This window comes from Ruegeria sp. CDSB029, assembly GCF_059611125.1.
The window spans coordinates 353,805-367,403 of sequence record NZ_JBXWOX010000001.1 but is presented as its reverse complement, the minus strand read 5'-3'; the positions used below and the strand labels follow the sequence as shown (position 1 = coordinate 367,403).

Annotated in this window: 17 protein-coding genes; 8 read left to right on the top strand and 9 right to left on the bottom strand. The window is 57.1% G+C overall.

Annotation, left to right across the window (positions count from 1 at the left end):
• The first annotated feature begins 90 nt into the window (after nt 1–90).
• Nucleotides 91–381 (top strand): hypothetical protein, encoded by a 291-nt coding sequence (locus AC2FI8_RS01800; protein ID WP_496776729.1) that lies wholly within the window; start codon nt 91–93, stop codon nt 379–381.
• Nucleotides 368–730, top strand: coding sequence for a Grx4 family monothiol glutaredoxin (grxD, locus tag AC2FI8_RS01795; protein ID WP_496765098.1), 363 nt, complete (start codon nt 368–370; stop codon nt 728–730). Before AC2FI8_RS01800 ends, grxD begins: the two co-directional genes overlap by 14 nt.
• Here the strand turns inward: grxD and AC2FI8_RS01790 are convergent, their stop codons facing one another.
• The 3 genes from AC2FI8_RS01790 to AC2FI8_RS01780 are packed head-to-tail and all read right to left on the bottom strand — an operon-like array spanning nt 731 to nt 2,270.
• Nucleotides 731–1,081 (bottom strand): MliC family protein, encoded by a 351-nt coding sequence (locus AC2FI8_RS01790; protein WP_496765100.1) that lies wholly within the window; start codon nt 1,079–1,081, stop codon nt 731–733.
• Complete coding sequence (locus AC2FI8_RS01785) at nt 1,078–1,473, bottom strand: cell division protein ZapA (protein ID WP_496776726.1); 396 nt, start codon at nt 1,471–1,473, stop codon at nt 1,078–1,080. The genes AC2FI8_RS01790 and AC2FI8_RS01785 overlap by 4 nt, the downstream gene beginning before the upstream one ends.
• Nucleotides 1,473–2,270, bottom strand: a complete 798-nt coding sequence (locus AC2FI8_RS01780) for a hypothetical protein (protein ID WP_496765102.1) — start codon at nt 2,268–2,270, stop codon at nt 1,473–1,475. Before AC2FI8_RS01780 ends, AC2FI8_RS01785 begins: the two co-directional genes overlap by 1 nt.
• Nucleotides 2,271–2,504: 234 nt before the next feature.
• Here AC2FI8_RS01780 and tkt point away from each other — a divergent pair, with 234 nt between their 5' ends.
• Nucleotides 2,505–4,529 carry a transketolase gene (gene tkt / locus AC2FI8_RS01775; RefSeq protein ID WP_496776725.1) on the top strand — a complete coding sequence of 675 codons (2,025 nt, stop codon included), beginning with the start codon at nt 2,505–2,507 and terminating at the stop codon, nt 4,527–4,529.
• A gap of 51 nt (nt 4,530–4,580) precedes the next feature.
• Here the strand turns inward: tkt and AC2FI8_RS01770 are convergent, their stop codons facing one another.
• Both AC2FI8_RS01770 and AC2FI8_RS01765 read right to left on the bottom strand, forming a co-directional pair.
• Nucleotides 4,581–4,994: a hypothetical protein gene (locus tag AC2FI8_RS01770; RefSeq protein WP_282151122.1), complete on the bottom strand. Its 414-nt coding sequence runs from the start codon at nt 4,992–4,994 to the stop codon at nt 4,581–4,583.
• Between the two features lie 15 nt (nt 4,995–5,009).
• Nucleotides 5,010–5,981, bottom strand: a complete 972-nt coding sequence (locus AC2FI8_RS01765) for a DUF808 domain-containing protein (protein WP_282151121.1) — start codon at nt 5,979–5,981, stop codon at nt 5,010–5,012.
• Nucleotides 5,982–6,162: 181 nt separating this feature from the next.
• Here AC2FI8_RS01765 and gap (AC2FI8_RS01760) point away from each other — a divergent pair, with 181 nt between their 5' ends.
• The 3 genes from gap (AC2FI8_RS01760) (at nt 6,163) to gap (AC2FI8_RS01750) (ending at nt 8,466) form a co-directional block, all read left to right on the top strand.
• Complete coding sequence (gene gap / locus AC2FI8_RS01760) at nt 6,163–7,164, top strand: type I glyceraldehyde-3-phosphate dehydrogenase (RefSeq protein ID WP_496722660.1); 1,002 nt, start codon at nt 6,163–6,165, stop codon at nt 7,162–7,164.
• A gap of 71 nt (nt 7,165–7,235) precedes the next feature.
• Nucleotides 7,236–7,379, top strand: coding sequence for a hypothetical protein (locus tag AC2FI8_RS01755; protein WP_282151119.1), 144 nt, complete (start codon nt 7,236–7,238; stop codon nt 7,377–7,379).
• Nucleotides 7,380–7,461: 82 nt separating this feature from the next.
• On the top strand, nt 7,462–8,466 hold the full coding sequence (gene gap, locus AC2FI8_RS01750) for a type I glyceraldehyde-3-phosphate dehydrogenase (protein WP_496733149.1): 1,005 nt from the start codon (nt 7,462–7,464) through the stop codon (nt 8,464–8,466).
• Here the strand turns inward: gap (AC2FI8_RS01750) and coaD are convergent.
• The 3 genes from coaD to AC2FI8_RS01735 all read right to left on the bottom strand — a co-directional run bounded on the left by coaD (nt 8,458) and on the right by AC2FI8_RS01735 (nt 10,435).
• Nucleotides 8,458–8,949, bottom strand: coding sequence for a pantetheine-phosphate adenylyltransferase (coaD, locus tag AC2FI8_RS01745; protein ID WP_170412872.1), 492 nt, complete (start codon nt 8,947–8,949; stop codon nt 8,458–8,460). The two genes, gap (AC2FI8_RS01750) and coaD, sit on opposite strands and share 9 nt — an antisense overlap.
• An 85-nt stretch (nt 8,950–9,034) precedes the next feature.
• Complete coding sequence (locus tag AC2FI8_RS01740) at nt 9,035–9,472, bottom strand: CBS domain-containing protein (protein ID WP_058271514.1); 438 nt, start codon at nt 9,470–9,472, stop codon at nt 9,035–9,037.
• 60 nt (nt 9,473–9,532) lie between these two features.
• Nucleotides 9,533–10,435, bottom strand: a complete 903-nt coding sequence (locus tag AC2FI8_RS01735) for a LysR family transcriptional regulator (protein ID WP_496765141.1) — start codon at nt 10,433–10,435, stop codon at nt 9,533–9,535.
• 104 nt (nt 10,436–10,539) lie between these two features.
• Here AC2FI8_RS01735 and AC2FI8_RS01730 point away from each other — a divergent pair, with 104 nt between their 5' ends.
• Together AC2FI8_RS01730 and AC2FI8_RS01725 are read left to right on the top strand one after the other, a co-directional pair.
• On the top strand, nt 10,540–12,039 hold the full coding sequence (locus AC2FI8_RS01730) for a CoA-acylating methylmalonate-semialdehyde dehydrogenase (protein ID WP_496776722.1): 1,500 nt from the start codon (nt 10,540–10,542) through the stop codon (nt 12,037–12,039).
• A gap of 405 nt (nt 12,040–12,444) precedes the next feature.
• Nucleotides 12,445–13,044, top strand: coding sequence for a L,D-transpeptidase (locus AC2FI8_RS01725; protein ID WP_496722651.1), 600 nt, complete (start codon nt 12,445–12,447; stop codon nt 13,042–13,044).
• A gap of 53 nt (nt 13,045–13,097) precedes the next feature.
• Here the strand turns inward: AC2FI8_RS01725 and AC2FI8_RS01720 are convergent, their stop codons facing one another.
• Entirely contained in the window at nt 13,098–13,574 is a 477-nt protein-coding gene (locus tag AC2FI8_RS01720; protein WP_496722649.1) for a fasciclin domain-containing protein, read from the bottom strand.
• Nucleotides 13,575–13,599 lie beyond the last annotated feature (25 nt).

Below are 13,599 nucleotides of genomic sequence, written 5' to 3'. Positions count from 1 at the left end.
AAGCTTTAACGGACTAAATGGGGATCAAGGACAAGCTGGGCTAATACCTAGAGACCCTCATGAATACGCCAAAGCCATGGCTCCAAAAAAATGACCGGCTGGCTCTTCTGGATAGGCGCACTCGCGACATTGATAGTTGCCGCGGCGCTTATCGAAGCCTATGTGAAGCGCAACAGAAAGCGTAAGCTGGCCGACATGCGCCCCGATCCGGACAAGATCAGCAAAGTCGGCGGCATTGAAAGATACGGGCTGGATCCGCTGGCTCTGGCACAGGCCGAGCATCGGCGACTTGAGGAAGAAGGATGGGGTCCCGACCCGTCACAAGATGAAACGACCGCCCCCGACGCGGGTGAAAAGGACAAGCAAGATGACCGACGTTAAGACTCAGATCGACGAAACCGTCAAAGCCAACGATGTGGTGCTCTACATGAAAGGCACCAAAGAGATGCCCCAATGTGGGTTCTCGTCCCGCGTGGCCGGCGTGCTGAACTACATGGGCGTTGAATATGCCGATGTTAATGTTCTGGCCGACGAAGACGTTCGTCAGGGCATCAAGGATTATTCTGACTGGCCAACAGTTCCACAGCTGTATGTCAAAGGTGAATTCGTCGGTGGCTGCGACATCATCACCGAGATGACCCTGTCGGGCGAATTGGACACTTTGTTTGACGAAAACGGTGTCGAATTCAACAAGGAAGCTGCTGACAAAATTCGCGAAGCAAACGCCTGATCAGCGACTGTTGCAATTCTCCAAAACAACCTGCTCACTGGCGGCCCCTCCGGTCGCCAGAAAGCTGACTGTCGCATCCCACCCTTTTGATCGCAGGATATACGACCCGGTCTCTCCTACGGTTTCATAGCGAATACCCGATCCGCTGGGCACTTGCTGCAGGGCAACCAATTGGTTGTCCACCATCATCGCCGCCGCACCAGACCCATCAGCCGCATTGAAATACGCAACCTGCAATTCAACGCCATTCTGGCAGGTGAAGGTAACCGGTAGGATATCTATTTCCGCCCAGGCCAAGCCCCCCGGTAGACCAATCAGACCGGTCAACGCTACCGTTTTCAACACATTCATTTTGCCGTTTTCTCCTCAACCACCGAGGCCAGGGCTTCGGCGCGTGCGGCCAGTTCGGCCAGTGTGTCCGTGACCGAAGGCGGGACGACGGCCACTTCAATTCTTTCAGGCTCGGGCTCAGGTCGGTTGCGCAGGCTTTGCAATTCGGCTTCAACTTCGGCCAACCTGGACTCTGCCCGTTTGAGCTTGTCATCTGTAGCGGCGGTCTTGTCGGCCAGCATCAGCCCGGCCATCAACAGCATGCGTGCTTCGGGCATCCGACCGATCTGATCAGACAAAACCTGCGCTTCGTCATCCAGCATTTTCGCCGCAGATTGCAGAAATGGCTCTTCACCGTCCTGGCAGGAAACGTCAAAACCACGGCCACCGATATGAATGGTCAATTCGGGCATTACTCTACCTCCCCCTCAGCCAGCTTTGCCTGCGACAGCAACGGTTCCAGCCGGGCCAGTACCGCCTGAGCTTCGGCAGCGTCCGTCGCCTGCGCAGCCTTCGTCGCCTCAAGCTCGGCCACAGTCGCGCGGTTCAACAGCTCGGCATCGGCCAGACCGTCCTTGCTGGCCGCCCGCAACTCATCAACCGAGTTGCGCAGTTGTTCGTTCGCCTTGCGCATACGTTGAAGATCATCATCCAAACGCGACATGGCCGCGCCGTGGCTGGCACGTTCCGCACGCAGCATCTCAAGCTCTGCGCTTAACTCCGCAACACGCTCGCTGTCGGCCAATTCGGACCGCAACTTTCTATTCTCATCTTCAAGCGACTGCGTTTTGCTCACAACCGATTTAAGTTCATCGTTTTCTGTCTTGAGAACAACCAGTTCGTCCTGGTTTTCCAATGCAGCCTTAGCCTCTGCCAACTCGGCCCTGGCCGCTTCGACCGCCGCCAATTTGGCGGTGGCCTCTGACAGCTGCTGACGCAACGCGCCGTTTTCAGGATCTTCGGCTGGCGTTGCTTTCAGCGCATCCATGTCGGCGCGCATCGCGTCGACTTCTTTCTCGTGCCGTTCCTTGAGGGATTTCAGCCGCTCTTCCAGCTGCGCATTGGCGACGCGCTCGTCTTCCAATGCCGTGTGTAGAGCGGTGTCGTCACCGCCACTTGCAGGCACCGCGTCACGCAGGGCGTCGACCCCGGTTCCGATCCTCTCCATCGCGGCAACGATACGGCGCTGTAATTCTTCGATCTGGCTCATGCCCCCGCCACCTCTTTACCAAGGTTCACTTTTTCGCGGCCCATCCGAATCAATACAGGCCGGGTATTGGCCTAGTCTAACCGAATGAAACGGAAAATACCCACTGTTTGCTTTCAATCACTTGGACAGCATTCTTGAACCACGAATGCGACGCCACCCTCGGTTCCACTTGCACTTTGGGGGGTGGATGGTATTGAGCGCCCCATCTGCCTGTAATCCAAAGGAACAACGCCCGTGGACCTGACTGCGCTGCGCAATGCCAATCCTGAACACTGGAACAAGGCTGCGGCTATCCGCACCCTGACCCTTGACGCCGTCGCTGCCGCCAATTCCGGCCATTCCGGTATGCCGATGGGCATGGCCGACGTTGCGACCGTGCTGTTTGAAAAGCATCTGAAATTCGACGCCTCGGCCCCGAACTGGCCCGATCGTGATCGGTTCATCCTGTCTGCAGGTCACGGTTCGATGCTGGTCTATTCTCTGCTGTATCTCACCGGTCATGCGGACGTGACGCTGGACGAGATCAAGAACTTCCGCCAGCTGGGTGCGAAAACTGCAGGCCACCCGGAAAACTTCCTGGTGGACGGGATTGAAACCACGACCGGACCACTGGGTCAGGGCATTTCCAACGCAGTTGGTTTCGCCATGGCCGAAGAAATTCAGCGCGCCCATTACGGTAAAAAGGTTGTCGACCACTATACTTACGTCATCGCGGGTGACGGCTGCCTGATGGAAGGCGTCAGCCAGGAAGCCATCACTCTGGCTGGCCGTCATGAGCTCAGCAAACTGATTGTTTTCTGGGACAACAACAACATCACCATCGACGGCACCGTGGATATTGCCGATCGCACCGATCAAGTGCGCCGTTTCAAGGCTTCGGGCTGGAACGTGATTGAAATCGATGGTCATGATCCGATCGCGATTGATGCGGCCATTGTGCAAGCCAAATCATCGAACAAACCATCCATGATCGCCTGCGAAAGCCATATCGCGCTGGGTCACGCCGCACAGGACACTTCCAAAGGTCACGGCGCATTGACCGATCAGGATCAGCTGAAAGCCGCCAAAGACGGCTATGGCTGGCCCCATGACGCCTTTGTGGTCCCTGCTGACGTCAAATCGGCTTGGGAGGCCATCGGGGCCCGTGGCGCGGCTGAACGCGCCGAATGGGAGGAGCGTTTCGCGCAGATTTCCGAACGCAAACAGGCCGAATTCAACCGCGCCTATGCGTTTGAAGCGCCCAAAAAACTGGCCGGTGCCATCCGTGCGTTCAAAAAGCAGATGTCGGAAGATCAGCCGAAACTCGCCACCCGCGCGTCTTCGGAAAAGGTTCTGAACGTAGTGAACCCGATCATGCCCGAGACCGTTGGCGGTTCCGCCGACCTGACCGGGTCGAACAACACCAAATCTGCGGATATGGGCGTGTTCCTGCCGGAAAACCGCAAGGGTCGCTATATCCACTACGGAATCCGCGAACACGGCATGGCCGCCGCGATGAACGGTATGGCGCTGCATGGCGGTATCCGCCCCTATGGCGGCACGTTCATGGCGTTCACCGACTATGCCCGCCCCTCGATGCGTTTGGCCGCCTTGATGAAGGTGCCGACGGTCTTCGTGATGACCCATGACTCGATCGGTCTGGGCGAAGACGGCCCGACCCACCAGCCTGTTGAACATCTGGCCATCTCGCGCGCGACGCCGAACACTTATGTGTTCCGTCCCGCCGATGTGGTTGAGACGGCTGAGGCCTGGGAGTTGGCGCTGACGTTCAAGGACAGCCCTTCGGTTCTGTCGCTGACCCGTCAGGGCGTGCCGACGGTGCGTAAAGAACACAAGACCAAGAACCTGACCGCACAGGGCGCGTATGTTCTGGCCGACGCGGACAGCAAACGTCAGGCCATCCTGATCGCCACCGGGTCCGAAGTATCGCTGGCGATGGAAGCCAAAGCGATGCTTGAGGCTGAAGGCATTGGCACCCGCGTCGTCTCAATGCCCTCGATGGAGCTGTTCGCCGAGCAGGATGAAGCCTATCGAAAGCGCGTCCTGCCAGGTGGACCCGTCCGCGTTGGTATTGAGGCCGCCGTTCGCGCCGGTGGCTGGGATCGCTGGTTGCTGGGTGAACGTGGTCGCGAAGCCAAAGCCGGTTTCATCGGCATGTCCAGCTTCGGTGCGTCGGCCCCAGCCGGTGAACTGTACAAGCAGTTCGGCATCACCGCCGAGGCGACAGTGGCCAAGGTCAAGGAACTGCTGGGTCAATAAACGCTCGGCTCATCAGCCAGATACAAAAAGGGCGGCTTTGGCCGCCCTTTCCTATTTTGGCTGCTTTAGCTCGGCCTTCAACGCCGTATAGGCCCGTTTCGCATAATCCAACCGCAACTCATACCGTTCTGCTGGCACAATCCCATCGGGCACGTTCAGCCCTGCAGCAGACAAAACCTGCCTAACATGCGTTCCATATAGCGGAATGAATTGCGCCGACTGGCCGCTGAGCAGGTTAAACAATCGCCCCCCTGCCCACTTGGCGCGTCGGGCCGCAGTCTCCGCCGTGTCGATCCGGAAATGCAGTACCTGGTAAAGCCTGAGCGGTTCAAACGGCATTTGTTCCGCGCCAAGGTTCATGGCCGACAAGGCCGCCGTTTTGCGTTTGGCTGCGCGCCCCTTCAATTGTATGCGGACCCAACTCTGAACCGGTCGATAAGCCGGTAAATGGCTCAGGTCACTCATTTCAGGATTATCAATTTAATGCGCATCAGTCTTCTTTGAAAACAACCCGATCATCGGCCCGACCACCTTTGTCGCCACCGGGATCAGAACAAACCCCCATGCCAGACCGAACACACCGTCCATCGTCGCCTTGGATACCCATTCAACAACGCCGGTCCACTGCTCAGACACGGAATGACCAATGGCATAGGCCCAGTCGTGGATGTGGTGTCCCAGCCACCCAAAGCCCAGAACCTCCATCCCGTGAATGATGATGGAACCGCCGACCCACAACATCGCGGCGGTGCCGACTATGGACAGGATTTTCATGACAACCGGCATGGCTTTGACCAACCCGCGCCCAAGCCCTCGCCCAATCGGTGTCGGTGCGTTTTGCGCGAGGTACAGCCCGACATCGTCCATCTTCACGATCAGGGCAACTGACCCGTAGACCGCCACGGTGACACCGATCCCCACAACCGCCAAGGTCGCGGCCTGCATCCATAGGTTTGGGGCCTCAATCGCGGCCAGCGCAATCGTCATGATTTCAGCCGAAAGGATAAAATCTGTCTTGATCGCGCCTTTGACCTTTTGCTCTTCCAGATGGCCGGGGTCGCGAATGGCCATGTCTTCGTCGATAACGTGACTGCCATGAGGGAATAGGACATGAAATATCTTCTCGGCCCCTTCGAAACACAAATAAGAGCCGCCGATCATCAACAAAGGCGTAATCAACCACGGAGCAAAATTCGCCAGTAGCAAAGCAACCGGCAGCAGCAGGATAATCTTGTTGAATATGGAACCACGCGCGATGCGCCAAATGATGGGCAACTCGCGCGCCGGGGCGAATCCTTGAACGTATTTCGGCGTCACGGCCGCATCGTCGATGATCACACCAGCGGTCTTTGCACCCGCCTTTCCGGCCGCCGCGACCACATCGTCCACGGACGAGGCCGCAACCTTTGCAATACCTGCAACGTCATCCAACAGGGCCAACAGACCGCTCATGGTGTTTCCTTTCAATTCACCTGCCGCACCCGGAGCCTACCCGATCCGACGGCTAGCGCAAGCGTTAGCGCAACCGGTATAGGTTTGCGCTAACACGTTAAAAATATGTCACTTTTGGTCTTTTGAGAATGCGCTTTGACCGCTATATGGCGACCAAAGCAAGCGCATTTGGAGACAGCACATGACCATCAAGGTCGGTATCAATGGTTTTGGCCGCATTGGCCGCTGCACGTTGTCGCATATCGCGGCATCCGCCCGCAACGACATCGAAGTGATCAAGGTCAACGCAACCGGCCCGCTGGAAACTACAGCGCACCTGCTAAAGTATGACAGTGTCCACGGACGTTTCCCTCGCGATGTCGCAATCGACGGCAAAACCATGGATCTGGGCCGAGGCCCGATGGAGATGTTCTCGACCTATGACATGAATGAACTGGACTGGGATGGCTGCGATGTCGTTCTGGAATGCACCGGTAAATTCAATGACGGTCTGAAAGCCAAAACGCACCTAGATCGTGGTGCGCAAAAGGTCCTGCTGTCAGCCCCCGGCAAGAACGTCGATAAGACCATCGTGTATGGTGTAAACCACAACAGCCTTGTGACCGATGATAAAATGGTCTCGAACGGTTCGTGCACCACGAACTGCCTTGCTCCGCTTGCCAAGGTACTGGACGAGGGCATCGGCATCGAGAACGGCATCATGACCACGATCCATGCTTATACCGGCGACCAGCCGACCCTGGACCGCCGTCACAGCGATTTGTACCGCGCCCGTGCTGCCGCGATGTCGATGATCCCGACCTCAACAGGTGCCGCGAAAGCACTGGGCGAGGTTCTGCCCAACCTGAAAGGTCGCCTGGATGGTTCGGCCATTCGTGTTCCGACCCCGAATGTTTCTGCGGTTGATCTGACATTCCGCGCCGCACGTGATGTAACGGTAGAAGAAGTGAACGCCATCGTACGCGAGGCCTCGCAGGGTTCGATGCAGCGCGTTCTGGGCTATGAGCCCGCTCCGCTGGTTTCGACCGATTTCAACAACACCGAAGAAAGCTCGATCTTCGCACCCGATCAGACCCGCGTGGTCGGCGACCGCATGGTCCGCGTTCTGGCATGGTACGACAACGAATGGGCGTTCTCGGTCCGCATGGCAGACGTTGCAGTTGCCATGGGTCGCCTTAACTAAGGTTGCTTTGAAATCTTGAACCTTTTCGCCCGCTCAGGTTAACTGGGCGGGCGTTTTCGTCCGGGGCTAGCATGACAAATCAAATCGCCATTTGGCTTGCCCTGCTCATTCTGGGCTTGTTCGTTATCAGCTATGCCCTCTTTGGAACCGAACAATTCGTGTTCCTTGGCAAGAAACTCTACTTCTTTCTGGACTGGCTCGCCTTCTGGCGTTGACTGAGGTTTTGCTTGACTTTTTCTCTGATCTGGCTTTGTTAGCGCTAACTTCATATTGGCCGCAATTCGCACGGAGCAGGACATGACACTCAAGCTGGCAATCAACGGATTTGGACGGATCGGACGCGGCGTGCTGCGGGCCGTCATGGAATCCGGGCGGACGGACGTTGAAATCGTTGCGATAAACGACTTGGCGAAGCCGGAAATGAACGCGCATTTGTTCGAATTCGACAGCGTCCATGGCCGGTACGGCAAACCGGTCACTTTAACCGAGGCAGGCCTGGACGTTGGAAACGGTCCGATCCGCCTGAGCAGCGAACGCGAGCCGGAAAAACTGGATTGGTCCGATGTGGACGTCGTTCTGGAATGCACTGGCGTATTCCGCACACGCGAAGCTGCATCCCGCCATTTCACGAACGGATCGAAGAAGGTTTTGATCTCGGCCCCAGCCCGCGGCGATGGCGCGGTAAAAACGATTGTGTTCGGCGTCAACGATCACGAGCTGACGGCTGAAGATAACGTGGTGTCCAACGCGTCTTGCACGACCAATTGCTTGTCACCGGTTGCCGCAGCACTGGATGCAGGGCTTGGCATTGTGCATGGCAACATGACCACGGTTCACGCCTACACAGCCAGCCAACCCGTCCACGACACTGCCGGGAAAGACCCATACCTGTCCCGCGCGGCAGCATTGTCGATGATTCCGACCACAACAGGCGCGGCCTCTGCCGTTGGCCTCGTCTTGCCGCAATTGGCCGGAAAACTGACAGGTCAGGCTATTCGTGTCCCAACCCCGAACGTGTCCGTGGTTGATCTGGTCGCCGAAGTCTCGCGCCCGACAACGGAAGAAGAAGTCAACGCGCTGTTTACCGAAGCCGCAGCCAGAATCCCCGGAGTTCTGGCGGCAGAGAACCGCCCGTTGGTCTCGGTGGATTTTAACCACGACCCACACAGTTCGACCGTTTCATTGCCGGAAACCAAGGTGACCGACGGCACACTGGTGCGTGTGCTGGCGTGGTATGACAACGAATGGGGTTTTTCGAACCGGATGCTAGACACCGCCGCGGCGATGGGAGCCCTATCCTAAACGGTCACGCAGCGCAGCATTGACGCGGGGCGTGACGAATTTCGACACGTCCCCGTCCAACCGGGCGATTTCCTTAACCAACTTGGAGGCAATGGCCTGATGCCGCGCCTCGGCCATCAGGAAGACCGTCTCGATCGAGTCGTCCAATGCCCGGTTCATTCCGACCATCTGGAATTCATACTCAAAATCCGCAACCGCCCGCAGCCCGCGGACAATGATCTGCGCCCCAACATCGCGGGCGCAGTCGATCAGCAGGTTTTCAAAGGGATGCGCAACGATTTCAGTTCCCGTTTGCTCAGTCAGATGGGCGCATTCCGCCTCGATCATCGCAACGCGTTCCTCAAGTGAGAACAATGGGCCCTTGTCGCGGTTGATCGCGACGCCAATGACGAGCTTGTCCACCAAAGCAGCCGCACGGCGAATGATATCGATATGACCCAGGGTGATTGGATCGAATGTTCCGGGATATAATCCAACCCTCATCGTGGCCTCCTGCGCAATAAACTTTCTGCGTTAGCAAACATAACTTCGCCGCAGGTGCAAGAGGCAGCTATGGGGATCAAGGGCGTCAATGCCCCATGATCATGCCTTGCAGCGCGTCTTTTTCCATAGCCAGTTCCGCCAGCTGCGCCTTAACCACGTCGCCCAGCGTCACGATCCCCACCAGCTTGCCGTCTTCAACAACGGGCATGTGGCGAAAGCGCCCTTCGGTCATGCGCGTCATGATATCCTGAACCGTGTCCTGCTGAGTGGCTGTCACAAGGTTACGGGTCATATAGGCGCTGACTGGCTGCGCCAGGCAACCACTGCCGCTTGCGGCCAACTCCCTTACGATGTCCCGCTCGGAAAGGATGCCAGATGCCGTTTCGCCGCCATCTTCTGATACAACAACCGTCCCGATCCGTTTTTCGGCTAGGATTTTCGAGGCGTCAGCCACAGTGATTGTCGGGCTGACTGTCTCGACCCCTCCGGTGGCCTTGGATTTCAGAATGGCCTGAACGAGCATAAGCGTAACCTCCGAAATAATGTCCTGTTTTCCAAAGCGTTGCCGGAATGCTTAAACCTGTCAAGGTGACACTTGAGCCTCAAGCCGCTCAACCTCTTCCCGAATACCCTGAGACAAGGCCTGCGCAAACCGGTTCAACCTTTCATTCCGCTGATCGCCCTGATGTCGCACCAGGTGAAAACTCCGGGTCAAACTCACCTGATCCGTCAGGATTTTCTGCAGGTTGGGATGAAACGGCAAGGTGAAGTCATGCGCAACACAAACCCCCGTTCCAAGCGTGGCCTGCCGCAGCTGAACCGACACCGAATTCGATGCAAGCGCGACACGGTCAACACCGATATCCACTAGATAATCCAGCTCGCGGTCAAAGATCATATCCGGAATGTAGCCAATCATGCGATGGCCACTCAGGTCTTGGACCGTGCGGATTGCCGGGTAAGAGGCCAGATAGTCGCGCGTCGCAACAAGGTGCAGTTTGTAATCGGTGATTTTCTGGACCAGAAGGCTCCCAGCTGTTGGTGCACTGACGGTCACCGCCATATCAGCCTCGCGCCGGGACAGGTTGATCACGCGCGGCAGGGCCAGAATCTGAATATCCAGATCGGGGTTTGCATCGCTGATTTTCGCGCAGACCTGCGGCAAAAGATAGTTGGCCGACCCGTCCGGCGCGCCAATCCGTATTTGTCCGCTGAGCGTTTTTGACGTTCCCGCCATTGCACCCGCCGCCGCGCGCATCGCCTCTTCTGCTTTTTGCCCGTGTTCCATTAGGCGCTCACCCGCAGCGGTCAAAAGGTAGCCTTGCTGCGACTTGGTAAACAGGGGGGCTTCCAATGAGGCTTCTAACCGAGCAATCCGCCGCCCGACGGTGGCAGGGTCGATCTTCAGCTGACGCCCGGCAGCCGAAAGGCTTTCTTCTCGCGCGACGGCCAGAAAGACCCGCATATCATCCCAGTTCGGTGTCACGCCCTGCCCTTTGCATTTTTGCAAAACCTCTTTGGGACATTGCCTCTGTTCAAGCAATTTATGCAAGCCTATTGTGCGCACAAATGCATCGGAGGAGATCTGCAATGACCGAGCTGTCCCATTTCATCAACGGCAAGAATGTCGCCGGAACCTCAGGACGATTTGACGACGTCTTTAACCCTGCCACTGGAGAGGTTCAGTACAAGTGCCCGATGGCAAGTGCTGCTGAAACCACAGCCGCAATCGAAAGCGCAGCCGCCGCGCAGCTGACCTGGGGGGCAACCAACCCGCAGAAACGCGCACGTGTCATGATGGCAATGGTTCACCTGATGAATCGCGACATGGACAAGCTGGCCGAAGCGCTGAGCCGCGAGCATGGCAAAACTATCCCTGACGCAAAAGGCGATCTGCAGCGCGGTCTGGAAGTGATCGAATACTGCATCGCCGCGCCTCAGATGCTGAAAGGTGAATTCACCGACAGCGCAGGTCCGGGCATTGACATGTATTCGATGCGTCAGCCGCTGGGTGTTGTTGCTTCGATCATGCCGTTCAATTTCCCGGCCATGATGCCGCTGTGGCACGTGGGTCCTGCACTGGCCTGCGGCAACGCCGTGGTTCTGAAACCGTCTGAGCGTGACCCCTCGGTACCGCTGATGCTGGCTGAACTGTTCGTCGAAGCCGGCCTGCCCAAGGGCGTCTTCCAGGTCGTCAACGGCGACAAAGAGGCCGTGGACACTCTGCTGGACAGCGATACCATTCAGGGCGTGTCCTTTGTTGGCTCGACCCCGATCGCGCAATACATCTATTCCCGCGCAACCGCGAACGGTAAGCGCGCGCAGTGTTTCGGCGGCGCCAAGAACCACATGATCGTCATGCCTGACGCGGATTTGGATCAGGCTGCCGACGCTCTGGTCGGTGCCGGGTTTGGCGCGGCGGGCGAACGCTGCATGGCCATCTCGGTTGCTGTGCCAGTTGGCGAAGAAACCGCTGACGCTCTGATCGAAAAACTGATCCCGCGCGTCGAAAAGCTGAAGGTCGGACCTTACACCGCCGGTGATGACGTCGACATGGGCCCAGTTGTAACCGGCGCTGCCAAAGAGCGTATTCTTGGTCTGATCAATTCGGGTGTGGAACAAGGCGCGAAGCTGGTTGTTGATAACCGCGACTTCAGCTTGCAGGGCTATGAGGACGGATTCTTTGTCGGCCCACACCTGTTCGATAATGTGACGCCTGAGATGGACATCTACAAGCAAGAGATTTTTGGCCCGGTTCTGTCGACCGTGCGCACAGGCTCTTATGAAGAAGCTCTGAAACTGGCGATGGACCATGAGTATGGCAATGGCACCGCGATCTTTACGCGCGATGGCGACACTGCGCGCGACTTTGCCAGCCGTGTGAATATCGGCATGGTCGGTATCAACGTTCCGATCCCGGTTCCGTTGGCCTACCACACCTTTGGCGGCTGGAAGAAATCCATGTTTGGTGACCTGAACCAGCACGGTCCGGACAGCTTCAAGTTCTACACCCGCACGAAAACCGTTACGGCCCGTTGGCCGTCGGGCATCAAAGAAGGTGGCGAGTTCAACTTCAAAGCGATGGACTGATTTTTAGCGTCAAATTGACCAAAGGCCGCCTCAATGGGCGGCCTTTTTCGTTCCTCGTCAAGGTATCAGTTGTTTAGGAGCTCGCTCAGATCTGCCAATTTGGTTTTCAGCTCATAAGATACGGGACTTTCCAGGGTTTCTGATTTCTTGGTCATATCGTGCGGTCTCCGAACATCTGTGGGCCTGTCCCTTGGAAATGGAGGGGCCAAGTTAGAAAAATACCCCAAGCCTTATCCGGCAAACAGCAAAACCCTGTCCGGACACCGGTCAATTCCCCGTCCGAGCAGGCAAAAAACCGCGTGAAACATGTAAATCTCACGGAAAATTTAAGCCAAGCATCTGGCCCTGAAGCAACGCAGTCACTAAATTGCTGGAAACTCTCGAGCAGTCCTTCAGGAGGCATCCGTGTCCAGTTCCCGTATTAATCGTCGTACCGCCTTGCTGGGTGCTGCGTCCGTCCTTGCGACACCGACGCTGTTGCGCGCCCAAAGTTCAGATGCTTTCCCAACAACAGAAGAGGCGATCAGCACGCAACTGCCGGTGCGCCGCAATGTCTCGTCCTTCTCGCAACAGAACTGGCAGGACCATTTTGACCAGCTGGGCGCTGGCGCTTTGCTGGCCGATATCACAAGCCGCGCGGTGCACTATTGGGGACCCGATGGCACCTACAAGCTGTACCCCAGTTCGGTACCGATGAGCGAAGAGCTGACCAAGCGCGGCTATACCAAAGTTGTGCGCAAAGCGGAAAACCCAAGCTGGACGCCGACCGCCTCGATGCGCGAACGCGACCCGCTTTTGCCGGTTCGTATGGAAGGCGGGGAGCCCGGCAACCCGCTGGGTACACGCGCCATGTATCTAGGTTGGCCAGCTTATCTTGTGCACGGAACTCATGATACGCGAAAGATCGGACGCCAAAGCTCGTCAGGGTGCATTGGCCTGTATAACCAACATGTCGAGGAGCTTTATCCTCTGGTAAAAGTCGGAACCCAAGTCAGACTAGTCTAACGAAAAAGCCCCGGTCATCAGAACCGGGGCTTTCTTCTACTCAGATGGGGGTCTTATTCCGGCAGGATCACCGCATCGACGACGTGGATCACACCATTGCTGGTTTCGATGTCGGCCTGAACGACTTTAGCGTCGTTCACTTTTACGCCGTTCTTGGCGTTCACGCTCAGACGGTCGCCTTGTACGGTAAGCACCTTCGCACGTTTGCCAGCGATATCACCCGACATCACCTTGGCCGGGACCACGTGATAGGTAAGGATTTCGACCAACTGATCTTTGTTTTCCGGCAACAGCAGCGTTTCTACCGTGCCTTCGGGCAATGCAGCAAACGCCTCGTCCGTTGGCGCGAAAACGGTGAACGGTCCGTCGCTTTTCAGCGTATCGACCAAACCGGCGGCCTGAACAGCGGCGACAAGGGTGTTGAACGAACCGGCTGATACTGCGGTGTCCACGATATCTGCAGCCTGCGCCTTTACAGGCAAGGTCAGTGCAATTGCGGCGGCGGCGCCCATAAACGTGCGACGAAACATGGCTGTCATCTCCTCTCCAGCTTGT

Bases quoted from the DNA above. Each gene is read 5' to 3' on its own strand.
- AC2FI8_RS01780 (WP_496765102.1), bottom strand. From the start codon at position 2,270: ATGAGCCAGATCGAAGAATTACAGCGCCGTATCGTTGCCGCGATGGAG.
- coaD (WP_170412872.1), bottom strand. From the start codon at position 8,949: ATGAGGGTTGGATTATATCCCGGAACATTCGATCCAATCACCCTGGGT.
- AC2FI8_RS01720 (WP_496722649.1), bottom strand. From the start codon at position 13,574: ATGTTTCGTCGCACGTTTATGGGCGCCGCCGCCGCAATTGCACTGACC.
- AC2FI8_RS01770 (WP_282151122.1), bottom strand. From the start codon at position 4,994: ATGAGTGACCTGAGCCATTTACCGGCTTATCGACCGGTTCAGAGTTGG.
- AC2FI8_RS01730 (WP_496776722.1), top strand. From the start codon at position 10,540: ATGACCGAGCTGTCCCATTTCATCAACGGCAAGAATGTCGCCGGAACC.
- AC2FI8_RS01765 (WP_282151121.1), bottom strand. From the start codon at position 5,981: ATGAGCGGTCTGTTGGCCCTGTTGGATGACGTTGCAGGTATTGCAAAG.
- gap (WP_496733149.1), top strand. From the start codon at position 7,462: ATGACACTCAAGCTGGCAATCAACGGATTTGGACGGATCGGACGCGGC.
- gap (WP_496722660.1), top strand. From the start codon at position 6,163: ATGACCATCAAGGTCGGTATCAATGGTTTTGGCCGCATTGGCCGCTGC.
- AC2FI8_RS01740 (WP_058271514.1), bottom strand. From the start codon at position 9,472: ATGCTCGTTCAGGCCATTCTGAAATCCAAGGCCACCGGAGGGGTCGAG.
- AC2FI8_RS01755 (WP_282151119.1), top strand. From the start codon at position 7,236: ATGACAAATCAAATCGCCATTTGGCTTGCCCTGCTCATTCTGGGCTTG.
- grxD (WP_496765098.1), top strand. From the start codon at position 368: ATGACCGACGTTAAGACTCAGATCGACGAAACCGTCAAAGCCAACGAT.
- AC2FI8_RS01785 (WP_496776726.1), bottom strand. From the start codon at position 1,473: ATGCCCGAATTGACCATTCATATCGGTGGCCGTGGTTTTGACGTTTCC.
- AC2FI8_RS01800 (WP_496776729.1), top strand. From the start codon at position 91: ATGACCGGCTGGCTCTTCTGGATAGGCGCACTCGCGACATTGATAGTT.
- AC2FI8_RS01790 (WP_496765100.1), bottom strand. From the start codon at position 1,081: ATGAATGTGTTGAAAACGGTAGCGTTGACCGGTCTGATTGGTCTACCG.